Below are 11,334 nucleotides of genomic sequence, written 5' to 3' on the forward strand. Positions count from 1 at the left end.
GGGTTGTGCATGGTGCGCGGATTTTAGGGCGTGGCAGCACCGTTTTCCGCCTGTAGGACAAGGGCGGCAGTTGCGCCTGCACTGCCACTGGGCGCGCCAATGCGGGCTAGCATGAACCCAGGAGGCCCGGTGCCGCATGAGCAAACGCAGCACCTACCCATGTCCCGTGCAGCATGGCTGTTCTGTGGCATGCAGCCATAACCCATACACCCTTCATGCCGTCACCTACCACGCCTTCTGCCGATCTTCCCCGCCCTGCCGCGTCCACCGGCCACCCCGCACCCGCCTCGGGGGTTGGTCGACGTGTAGCACGGTGGTTGCTGGTGGCCCTGGGTGTAGTGGCCGCGCTGCTGGTGCTGCTCGGCGCCTTGCTGGCCGTGATCGACTGGAACCGTGCAAAACCCTGGGTCAACGAAAAAGTCAGCGAAGCAACGGGCAGGCACTTTGCGATTGAGGGCGAATTGTCGGCAGCCTGGCACTGGCCCCAACCCCTGGAGGAAGGATGGCGACGATGGATACCTGGCGTCACCGTCCAGGCCGAGCGTCTGGTGATGGACCACCCGGCAGGGTTCACCCCCCCCTTCCAGCGTGCCGATGTCAAAACGCCTCCCAAGGACAACGCCGATCTGCCGGAGGCGCCCACCATGGCCCGCATTGGCAGCGCCACCGCCACGGTGCGCCTGCTGCCGCTGCTGGCGCGGCACCTGTCGATCGACACCGTGGCACTCACCAGCCCCCAGGTGGCGCTGGCCCGCACCGCCGATGGCACCAACAACTGGACCTTTGAGCGCAAGGACGGCCCCAGGAGCGGGTGGAGCTTCGATGTAGACCGGCTCGTGCTCAAGCAGGGCGTGTTGGCCTATGCCGATGGCATGAAAGACCTGGACCTGCAGGCGCGCATTGACACAACGGAGCCCATTGCCCCCACCAGCCCACCCGGCAGCCCGGCCGCCAAGGCTTCCGCCAGCGCCGCCAGTGGCACAACCCCGACTGCAGCGATCGCGGCCCCCCGCACATCCTCCCAGGGGGCGATGCCCTATGGCCTGCGCTTTGAACTGCAGGGCCGCTATGCCAAGGCCCAGGTCAAGGGACAGGGGCGCGCGGGCCAGGTCATCAGCCTGCGCAACAAGGTGGTGAACTATCCGCTGCAGATTGATGCCAGCGCGGGCAGCGTGGCACTGTCGGCCGAAGGGGTGCTGGCCAACCCCGGGGCGCTCTCGGGGCTGGATTTTCAGGTGTTCCTCCAGGGCGGCAGCATGGCCGATCTGTACGACCTGACCGGGCTGGTGCTGCCCAACACCCCGGCGTTCGAAACGCGCGGACGGCTTACCGGGAGTCTGGAGCCTGAACGCGCGGTGTGGGAGTACAACGATTTTCGCGGCAAGGTGGGTCAGAGTGATCTGCAGGGGTCGCTGAAATACACCTCGGGCAAACCGCGCCCCCGGCTCACCGGCACCATGACATCGAACCAGCTGCGCCTGGCAGACCTGGGGCCGACGCTGGGCACCCGCCTGTCCGGCAACACGCAACGCACCCGCAGCCAGGGTGGCAAGGTGCTGCCGGATTCGCAATTTGCGGCCGAGCGGTGGAATGCCATGGACATGGACATCGTGTTCAAGGGACGCCACATCATCCGCCCCGAGAGCCTGCCGCTCCAGGACCTGAGCACACGCGCCGTAATGGAAAACGCGCAGCTCAGGCTGGCGCCCCTCACGTTTGGCGTGGCAGAGGGCAAGATCGAATCGCAGGTCACCATCGATGGCCGCAGCGCCCCCCTCAAGGCCCAGATACGCGGCACCGTGCAGGGACTGCAGTTGTCGGCCCTGTTCCCCAAAGTGCAGCTCATGAAGAAAAGTTTTGGCCGCATGGACGGAGCCATTGCCCTGGAGAGTACCGGCAACAGCATGGCCGTACTGCTGGGCCACGGCACGGGCGAGATGCGCCTGTATGTGCGCGAGGGCACGCTGAGCAAGCAGATGCTGGACCTGGCCGCGCTCAACGTGGGCAGCATCATCGTGGGCAAGCTCTTTGGCGAAAACAAGGAAGTGCACCTGCGCTGCGCGGTGGCCGACTTCATGGTGGTGGATGGCTTGGCAACCGCCCGCGTCGTGAAAATGAGCACCGACGATGCCGTGGTGGAGGCCACGGGCACCATCGACCTGGGCACCGAGGCACTGGACCTGCGCATCAAGCCCGAATCCTTGCAATGGAAGTTCTTTTCGCTGCGTTCCCCCCTGTATGTGAGGGGCACGTTTGGCAACCCGGATGTGGGCGTCGAGGCGGGGCCGCTGCTGCTGCGCGCAGGCGCTGCGGTGGTGGCTGCTGTGGTGGCCCCTGCCGCGCTGGCCCTGGTACCCATCACCGTGCCGGCGGCAGACGACGACACCCATTGCAAACCGCTGCTGAACCTGGCCCAGCAGCCTGTTAAGCCCGGAGTCCAGGGGGCAGCCGGCACGGCCTCGCAGCCGGCACGGCAGGCCGCCAGCAAGGCAGACCCTTCGCGTTGATACACAGCGACTGCAACGATTGCGAGCGCGGAATAATCGCGCCATGAAAATTGCAAAGATTCTGGGCCTCACCCTGCTGGCCGTGCTGGTGGCGGGCCTATTACTGCCGGAGCGCATCCAGATCCCTGTGGCCGGGGCCTCCGCAAAAGACTGGAATTCCAAGTCCTTCTGGTTCGAACCCTGGGGCAGCTCGGGTGTGCACAAGGGCATCGACATCTTTGGCAAGACCGGCACGCCAGTGCTGAGCACTACGGATGGCGTCGTGCTGTTCACAGGAGAAATCGCCAAAGGCGGCAAGGTGGTGCTGATGCTCGGGCCGCGCTGGCGGTTGCATTACTTTGCGCACCTGGACTCGATCGGCACAGACGCCTTGTCCTTCGTGGCGTCTGGGGAGGCGATTGGCACGCTGGGCGCCAGCGGCAACGCGCAGGGCAAGCCGCCACACCTGCACTATTCCATCGTGCGAATGCTGCCCGTGCTGTGGAAGGTGGATGGCGCTACGCAGGGCGTCAAAAAAGCGTTCTTCATCGACCCCCACGCTTATCTGCTGGAGCGGTGACCGCAAGGGAGTCAGAAGGATGATCCGAAGCAGCTCTGAGGGTCAGTGAAAGTCCCGGCTACCCTGCAGCGCCTGGGCCATGCGACCGAGCAGCGGTGTCAAGTCCTTGAAGCGCTGGGCCACCAGGTGGCGCACTACCGACGCTGATGGCGATGGCGCATCGGCCCCCTCCCCCTCGGGCACGCTGCACTGCCACACGCCCTCCACCGCCAGCAATTGCGATCTGAGCAGCGCATTGCGCCATGTCTCCACCAGCGCAGGCCACACGATCACGTTGACGGGACCCGTCTCGTCCTCCAGCGTGACGAACATCGTGCCTTTGGCCGTGCCGGGGCGCTGGCGCACAGTGACGATGCCGCAGGCGCGCACCTTGCGGCCATGGGGCACGGTGTTCAGCTGCAGGGCGGTCTGCAGGCGCCAGCGCGCAAGGCGCGGGCGCAGCAGGGCCAGCGGGTGGCGGCGCAGTGTGAGGCCGGTGGCGGCGTAGTCGAAAAGAATCTCTTCGCCCTCGGGCGCGGCGAGCAGTTGCAGGGGCGCTTCGTGCACGGGTACATCGCGCAGCAGGGGCGGTGCCGTGTGCTGCGCGGCCGCCTCCCACATCTGCTGGCGCCGGTGGCCTGACAGGCCCGCCAGCGCATCGGCTGCAGCGAGCGCCTGTAGGTCTTGCTGGCTCAGCTGTGCGCGCAGGGCCAGGTCTTCGGTGTTGACAAAGGCAGGGCCTGTAGCGCGGGCCTCTACCAGTCGTTCGGCAGCATCTTTGTGCAGGCTGCCCACCAGCCGCAAGCCCAGGCGCACAGCGGGCTGCGGCAGTGGCGGCACGCCCAGCCCCCGCGCAGGTCTCAGCGGCTCTGGTGTGCCCTCCAGCGTGCAGTCGATGTCGCTGCAGGTCACGTCGATGGGCAGCACACGCACGCCGTGGCGGCGCGCATCCTGCACCAGTTGCGAGGCGGTGTAAAAACCCATGGGCAACGAATTGAGCAGCGCGGCCAGAAAACACGCGGGCTCATGGCATTTGAGCCAGCTGCTGGCATAGGCCAGCAAGGCAAAGCTGTGGGCGTGGCTTTCAGGAAAGCCATATTCGCCAAAGCCCAGCATCTGCTGGAAGATGGCCTGGGCAAACTCGGTACGGTAACCACGCGCTTCCATGCCTCCAACCAGTGGGCGCTCGAACCGGTGCACACCGCCCTTGCGCTTCCAGGCCGCCATCGACCGGCGCAGATCGTCCGCCATGCCGACAGAGAACCCAGCTGCCACCATGGCGATCTGCATCACCTGCTCCTGAAAAATCGGCACCCCCAGCGTGCGCGCCAGGGCCTCTTCCAGCTCGGGCTTCTCCAATTGCAGTGGCTCACCCCTGCGCCTGCGTTCGCGCGCCTGCAGGTAGGGATGCACCATGCCACCCTGAATAGGCCCGGGCCGCACAATCGCCACCTCCACCACCAGGTCGTAGAACTCGCGCGGCCGCAGGCGCGGCAGCATGCTCATCTGCGCGCGGCTTTCGATCTGGAACACGCCCACGGTGTCGGCGGCGCAGATCATGTCGTAGGTGGCGGGGTCTTCGCGCGGAATGCCCTGGAGGTCCCAGCGCTCGCCGCGCAGAGCTTCGCGCAGGTTGAGGCAGCGGCGCAGCGCGCTGAGCATGCCCAGAGCCAGCACATCCACCTTGAGCAGGCCCATGGTGTCCAGGTCGTCCTTGTCCCACTGGATGACGGATCGGTGCTCCATGCTCGCGGGCTCCACCGGCACCAGGCGCGTGAGCTTGCCCTGCGTGAGCACAAAGCCGCCCACATGCTGGCTCAGGTGGCGCGGAAAGCCTTTGAGGTCCGCCGCTAGCTCCAGCCACAGCTGAGCCGTGTGCCGGTGCAACGGCACGCCCAGGCCTTGGGCCAGTTCCTGCAGCCGGTCGGTGGCGAACTGCTCATCAAACCAGTGGTGGTCCTTGGCAAAGGCATCGACCAGCACCGGTGCCACGCCCAGCGCCTTGCCCACATCGCGCAGGGCGCTGCGCGTGCGGTAGGTGGTGACCACGGCGGTAATGGCGGCGCGTTCGCGGCCGTATTTTGCGTAGATGTACTGGATGACCTCCTCGCGCCGGTCGTGCTCAAAATCCACGTCGATGTCGGGCGGCTCGCTGCGTTCTTTGCTGATGAAGCGCTCGAACAGCAGGTGCGAATCCTCGGGGGCGACCGCCGTGATGCCCAGCACGTAGCAGACCACCGAGTTGGCCGCCGAACCCCGGCCCTGGCACAGAATGCCCACGCTGCGCGCGTAGCGCACGATATCGTGCACCGTGAGAAAGTACATCTCGTACTTGCAGTCCGCAATCAAATCCAGCTCCTTGCGGATCTGCGCAGCAATCCCGTCGGGCGCGCCCTGTGGGTAGCGCCCCCTGACCCCTTCGTGCACCAGCCAGGCCAGTGCCTGCGCAGGCGTCATGCCAGGCGGCACGGTTTCCAGCGGGTATTGGTACTTGATCTCTTGCAGATTGAATTGGCAGCGCCCCGCCACGGTGAGCGTGGCGTCCAGCAGCTCAGGCGGATAGATGCCCGCCAGCCGCACGCGTCGGCGCAGATGGCGCTCAGCATTGGGCTGCAGCGCAAACCCGCATTCGCCCACGCTGCGGCCCAGGCGTACGGCGGTGATCACATCCTGCAGCGGCTTGCGCGAACGGGCGTGCATGTGCACATCGCCCGCCGCCACCAGCGGCAAGCCCAGCGCCGCACCCACACGCTGCAGCGTGGCCAGCCACAGGCTGTCGTCCGGGGCCAGGTGCAGTTCGACCGCCAGCCAGATATGGCCATCAAAATATGAGTCAAATTGGCCTCTAGCGCTGGATAGACAAGCGCCAACAGCTATCAAATCAGAAGCATCAAAGCGTTGCCGGATAGGCGCCAGCAGCAACTCGCACCCTTGCAGCAATCCCCAGGGGCTGCGCGGGCCCACGTGGTACTGCCCCTTGGATGCGACCGCACGGGCCGCGGTGATGAACTCACACAGGTTGCCCCAGCCCTCGGCATCGCGCGCCAGGGCCACCAGCCGCAGGTCGTCACCCCACAAAAACTCGCTGCCCACGATGAGGTGCAAACCACATTCCTTGGCGGCCTCCCAGGCGCGCACCACACCCGCCACCGAGCATTCGTCCGTCAGCGCGAGGGCCTGGTAGCCCAGCGCCAGCGCGCGCTTCACGAGTTCCTGTGGATGCGATGCACCCCGCTGGAAGCTGAAGTTGGACAGGCAGTGCAGCTCGGCATAGCCCGGCAGCACGGTGGCTGGTGCAGGCGATGCAGAGGAAGGTGTCAGCCCCATGGAGCCTCCGCAGACATCACCCAAACACCCCATGCAGGAACCAGCGATGGGGCCGCACGGCGGCTGGGGGGCCATCAGACACTGAAGGCACTGGTGCCAGCCGCTCGCGGAACACCCACACCAGCCCCGCCACATCGTTGTGCGCCACAAAGTAGTCGCGCAAGGCCAGGGCACCTTCACCGGGGGCCGGGCCTGCGCCCTCCCCGGCCGCAGACCACCAGCCCGCTTCAAAGCGGTGGGGCCCGGCCAGCAAACGCAGCAGGCCGTGGTGGCAGGGGCGGTTGCCCTGCACCGCCAGCCGCCGGGGCGGGTTCAGCAGCCAGGTGGGCAGCAGCAGGGCATCGGGGGCTGCATCCAGCGCCGCATCGGCAACACTGGCGCAGGCATTCCGGGCTGCAGCGTGCTTTGTGGCCGCCGCCGTCACGCGCAGCACCTCGGCCGCAGGGCGCCATTGCTGCATGCATTCGGGGCGGTGGTCGGCCTGCAGCACCGGGGCTTGCACCTGGTCTTCTCCCAGGCGGGCTGACAGGCGCTCCAGCAGCTGGTGCAAGGCCTCGCCCTGGGCGCCAGCAGGGTCTCCGCCGCCCAGATGGTCGGGCGGCAGCAGGCTCGCACTGCGGTGTGGCAGCGGGGCCGCCTCCAGCAAACGCAGCGTGATCTGATTGACCGGCGCGGCCAGCGTGGTGCGCGCCAGATTTTCAGACAACAGGCGCCGCAGATGCCCCATGTCCTGCGTGGCCTGGGCCGTGCGCACCTGCAGCGCCTGCGTGGGGGCGATGGCCACACCATCGATGCGCCGCAGGTCATGGCGCCAGGCCAGCTCCAGGCCCAGCACGCCCTGCTGCCGCGCTTGCAGCCAGCCTTGCAAGGCCGTGAGGCAGCGGCTGGAGCTCCAGAGCAGCGCATCGGCCGACTCTGCCAGCGCAGGCAACTCGCCCGTCAGCACAAACTGCTCGGGCAGCTCCAGCCAGGCGTGGGCCTCGGGGGCATCCCCCAGGGCCTGGTCCAGCACCCGCAGCACCGCCGCACCAAAACGCCGCGACACCCCGGCGCGGGGCAGCGCCCGCAGTGCCCCCCAGGTGCGGCAGCCCATGCGCTCCAGGCTGGCCACATGCGGGCGCAAGGCTGTGAGAGTGTGCAGAGGCAGGCTCAGCGGCCCCTGTGCAGGGAGAGCCTGCCCCGCCAACGCCATACGCAGCCGGGCCTGCGCCACCAGGGCGGTGGGGCCACTGCCCCAGATCACGGGTTCACCCGTCGGTTGTGCGCCCACCGCCGTCCCTTCCCCTGCTGGCCCACACTCGCCAGCGACCTGGGCAGCGGGGGGGGCAGAGCCCCTGGCAGATGCCCCGGCCCAGACCCAGGCCTGCAGCACCTGGGCCAGCAGCACTTCGCGCCCGCCCCACAGCCGCTCGGTGGTGGACACCTCCAGCAGCACGGCCTTTGCATCCACCAGTGCCACACGCGGGGTAAAACGCAGGGCCCACCAGCCTGCCGCAGCGGTGTGCACAACCCCTGCAGGCGGTGCGGATGCCTCATCGCACCAGGGCAATGGCAGCGCGATCCAGTGCATGCGCCCTCCCCTCTGGCCCCGCCCCCAACGGCACCAGCGGCTCCAATGAAGGGCGCATGGGCAACGCCCCCGATGCCTTGGCTGCCGCAGCAAGGCGACCTGCCACCAAGGTACTGCCAGCATCCACCTGCGCTGCACGTCGGCGCCCGGCCTGGGCCGCCAGCACCTGGGCCAGCCGGGGATGACAGCCCGGCAGATCCAGCCCTTGCGCCAGGGGCGGCCCCCGGCGCTTGAGAATGTGCACCTGCATCCCGGGGACTGTGCATACACCTCCCGGCATGGCCATCCCCTGCACCTGTAGCCGCAGCAAGGCTGGTGAGGCCTGCGCCACAGCACTGGCCGGGCGAAACACCCACAGCAGTTGCCGTTGCTGCGCTGCTGCCAGTTGCAGCCTGCGCAGGGCTGCGGGCTGCACCTGTGGCAGCCAGGCCATCACGGCCAGAACCTCCCGGCAACGCAACGCCTGCTCTGCCGCCCAGAGCGCAGCGGCGGCATCGGCCCGCACCACACACAGCCGCTCGGCTGACAAGCCCTGGGCCTGCAGCGCCGGTCCAAAAGGCTCGCAAGGCGGCGCTACCACCACCACCGCCCCCGAGCGCGGGGCAGTGGCCTGTACCAGGGCAGGCAGCACCAGCTGCCATTCGTGCAGGCCCGCCAGGGGCTGCAGCACCTCGCTCAACGCCCCCACCGGCCAGCCCCCACCGGGCAACTGCGCATCCAGAGGACCATAACCGGTGGACTGCACCTGCAACTGGCCCGCACCCAATGCGTCCGCATGCCAGACACCGGGCACGGTCAATGGCAGATCGGACGCGACAACCCCCAGGGAGTGGCGTAGCGCAGGCATGGCGAAGACGAGAAGAACAATATGAATACTGTAAATATAACCAGTATTTCGAGCAGCGGGGCAACTGGCGGAGAAGACTTTGGGGTGAGGGGCTTTTGGAGGCAACGCGTCCCAGGCCCTATAAAACTGGGCCAACGCACACCACGCTCCCTACAATGGGCAGGACAGAAAAGAGAGGGTCCGTTGAATGAAAACAATCCAATCGGCAGCAGTCGCCCTGTTGCTGCTCCTGTCCAGCAACACGTTCGCGGCCTATACGCTCTACTTTTTTGAAAGCGGTGGCAATGTGGTCGCCAGTGGCAGTGGCAGCCTGAATCTGGGGGCCCTCTCGCCTGCGGGCAGCGGGCCTCTGTCCCCCGGGGTCATTGCTTCGGCTGGGTTGGTCTTCACCGGCACGGCTGGCACCGTGGACGCCTACCTGGGGATATCCGGCCCACCAGCGTTCGGAGGCGGAGGCCCTGTCGGGGCGAATGCAGGATCTGGCGACATGGTGGGCCTGGACAGCACAGGGCCCGGTTTCGTCTTCGCCCCGACAGGTTACGTCTCGGGCTCTGCGCTCACGTCCTCGGCCACCTGGACTGCGACCTCGCTGGCCAGCCTGGGACTCACACCGGGCACCTATCTCTGGACCTGGGGCACGGGCCCGACAGCGGATTCATTCACGGTCCACATCGGCATCGCGCCGCCAGCATCCATTCCGACGCTGTCTGAATGGGGGCTGCTGGTCCTCGCGGTGCTCATGGCGGGCTGGGCGATGCACCATCGGTTCTGGCAGCGAAGCCGGGTGGGCTGACCACCCTTTTCAAAGCTTCCGCACTGCCCAATCACACCAATCCGCCACCGCTGCATCCGCAGGGGTGGCGCGGTCTGCCAGCTGCGGCCAGCGGCGATAGCTGGCATTCACAATACTTTGCAGCTGCCACAGCGCCTCGCGCCCCACCAGCGCCACTTCAGCCATCCCAATGGCATCGCCCTGCAACTGGGCCATGAGTTCACCCTGCTGCCGAGGGTGTGAACCGGCCTCCAGCAAGGCTTTTTGCAAAGCCAGCAGCCGTGCATCGAGGAACACAAAGGCGCTTCCCGGCAGTGCCTTGACACTGGTTTCGGGAGGCAGTGCGGTCTTGAGCTGATCCCAGCATTCAAAAGCTTCGGCCAGCAGGTCGATCTGGCGCGAGGCATCGTTGCCCAGCGGCATGAGGGCAGATTCCCGGGCGACTTCTTCCTGCAGCAGGGGCAGGATGTGCGCCACCAGGGCCGATGGAAATTTGCGATGGTTCAGCCGCAGCACCAGCGACAGGCGCTGCGCGGGCATGTCGTCGTATTTTTCATAGAACGCCGCCACCACCTCGGCCAGCAACAGGATGCGGCCCAGGACAGAGATGTCCGCACCGGCAAGGCCACGCGGGTAGCCGCTGCCATCCATGCGCTCGTGGTGTTCCAGCACCGCCACATCCACAGCCCGGGGATAGACCTGGGTATCGCGGATCATGAGCATGGCGGTGATGGGGTGCGCCACCAGATGCTTGCGCTGAACACCAACGACCTTGTGGTCGGGATCGTCCCAGGCCGGATCCATGTGCAGCACACCCAGATCGTGCAGCAAGGCTGCTGCCGCAAGATGGGCGCAGTCGCGCTCAGCAAGACCGCTTTTGATGCCCAGAAACACGGCCACCGCCATCATCTGCAGGCTGTGTTGAAACAGTTCGGGCCGCTGGTCGCGCATCACAGTGAGCTTGCAGGCCATGGATGGAGGCAAGGGCAGCGAGCGCAGCGGCGCCAGCAGCCGGGCCGCCGAGCCGAGGGCTTCTGCCAGCAGGTTGGGCAGCACCTCCTGTTCGCTCATGGCCTGCCCCGCCGCGAGCAAAGCGGGTACGTCCACGGGATTCTCGATGGACAGATGACGGTCAATGGGTTCGCGCAGCTTGTGCTGCACTAGGCGGTCATACAGGCGGCTGTCAATGCGCGCGCCTTTTTCGACCAGCTTGATACCTTTGTCGGTGTAAATGGCTGCGTCAGCAACCACCGTACGCCGGTCAGCCATGTCGGTCAACGCGCGCAAGTAGTGGGGGCTGTCCGAAGTGTCGATGCCCGCAGGCGCAAGGGTGTCCGTCATGCAGAAAACAAAAGCATATTCAGGACTATAGGGCGTTCCCCCGAGGGGCATCCACGAAAAATACCCGGGCCCCACACAGTCTTGAGCCAGATCAAGGCCCAGTCGCCGCCCCCCCGTGTTTCACAAGGCCGGGAGACTTCCCTGCACGCCATTCACCACCCGATTCAGCCCGTCCTGCAGCTATGGATCACCATTCCGGATAAACGCTTCATTCATTGCATGCAAAAGCGGTTCAAGCCTTCTTTTCAGGCTAAAAATTTGGGTAAACCCTGAAATTCTCTTGCGGCATTGTTTCCAATACTGGAACAGTTAGTTTGCGACTCGGTGGTTTTTCTTTGGACTTCACCCGCGTACAGTTCAACCCATCGATGAGCCGAACCCGCAAGGCGACTCACCGAACCCGGTTCAGGAATGGTTTTTTGACCCGGCTTT

Annotated in this window: 8 protein-coding genes; 3 read left to right on the forward strand and 5 right to left on the reverse strand. The window is 66.2% G+C overall.

All coding sequences use genetic code 11. From position 1 onward, the window contains the following. Positions 1-215: 215 nt before the first annotated feature. Together NFX52_RS27330 and NFX52_RS27335 are read left to right on the forward strand one after the other, a co-directional pair. Positions 216-2,507, forward strand: coding sequence for an AsmA family protein (locus tag NFX52_RS27330; RefSeq protein WP_242701199.1), 2,292 nt, complete (start codon positions 216-218; stop codon positions 2,505-2,507). Positions 2,508-2,550: 43 nt separating this feature from the next. After that, positions 2,551-3,066, forward strand: a complete 516-nt coding sequence (locus NFX52_RS27335) for a M23 family metallopeptidase (RefSeq protein ID WP_055398079.1) — start codon at positions 2,551-2,553, stop codon at positions 3,064-3,066. Between the two features lie 42 nt (positions 3,067-3,108). Here NFX52_RS27335 and NFX52_RS27340 read toward each other — a convergent pair whose 3' ends face one another. Genes NFX52_RS27340 through imuA form a run of 3 tightly spaced genes read right to left on the reverse strand, consistent with a single transcriptional unit; the run spans position 3,109 to position 8,789 of the window. After that, positions 3,109-6,372, reverse strand: coding sequence for an error-prone DNA polymerase (locus NFX52_RS27340; protein WP_252635910.1), 3,264 nt, complete (start codon positions 6,370-6,372; stop codon positions 3,109-3,111). 16 nt (positions 6,373-6,388) lie between these two features. Next, complete coding sequence (locus tag NFX52_RS27345) at positions 6,389-7,942, reverse strand: Y-family DNA polymerase (RefSeq protein WP_055398077.1); 1,554 nt, start codon at positions 7,940-7,942, stop codon at positions 6,389-6,391. Then, positions 7,905-8,789: a translesion DNA synthesis-associated protein ImuA gene (gene imuA, locus NFX52_RS27350; protein WP_055398076.1), complete on the reverse strand. Its 885-nt coding sequence runs from the start codon at positions 8,787-8,789 to the stop codon at positions 7,905-7,907. The genes NFX52_RS27345 and imuA overlap by 38 nt, the downstream gene beginning before the upstream one ends. A gap of 187 nt (positions 8,790-8,976) precedes the next feature. On the opposite strand from imuA, the gene NFX52_RS27355 reads away from it, so the two are divergent. Then, the gene (locus NFX52_RS27355; RefSeq protein ID WP_055398075.1) at positions 8,977-9,582 is read left to right on the forward strand and encodes an IPTL-CTERM sorting domain-containing protein; all 606 of its coding nucleotides are present in this window, start codon (positions 8,977-8,979) and stop codon (positions 9,580-9,582) included. A gap of 9 nt (positions 9,583-9,591) precedes the next feature. Here the strand turns inward: NFX52_RS27355 and NFX52_RS27360 are convergent, their stop codons facing one another. Then, on the reverse strand, positions 9,592-10,902 hold the full coding sequence (locus NFX52_RS27360) for an HD-GYP domain-containing protein (RefSeq protein ID WP_207402009.1): 1,311 nt from the start codon (positions 10,900-10,902) through the stop codon (positions 9,592-9,594). A gap of 245 nt (positions 10,903-11,147) precedes the next feature. Beyond that, a partial coding sequence (locus tag NFX52_RS27365) for a hypothetical protein (RefSeq protein WP_238385591.1) occupies positions 11,148-11,334 on the reverse strand: 187 nt, incomplete at its 5' end.

This window comes from Acidovorax facilis (genome assembly GCF_023913775.1).
GTDB classification, from domain to species: Bacteria; Pseudomonadota; Gammaproteobacteria; order Burkholderiales; family Burkholderiaceae_C; genus Acidovorax; species Acidovorax facilis.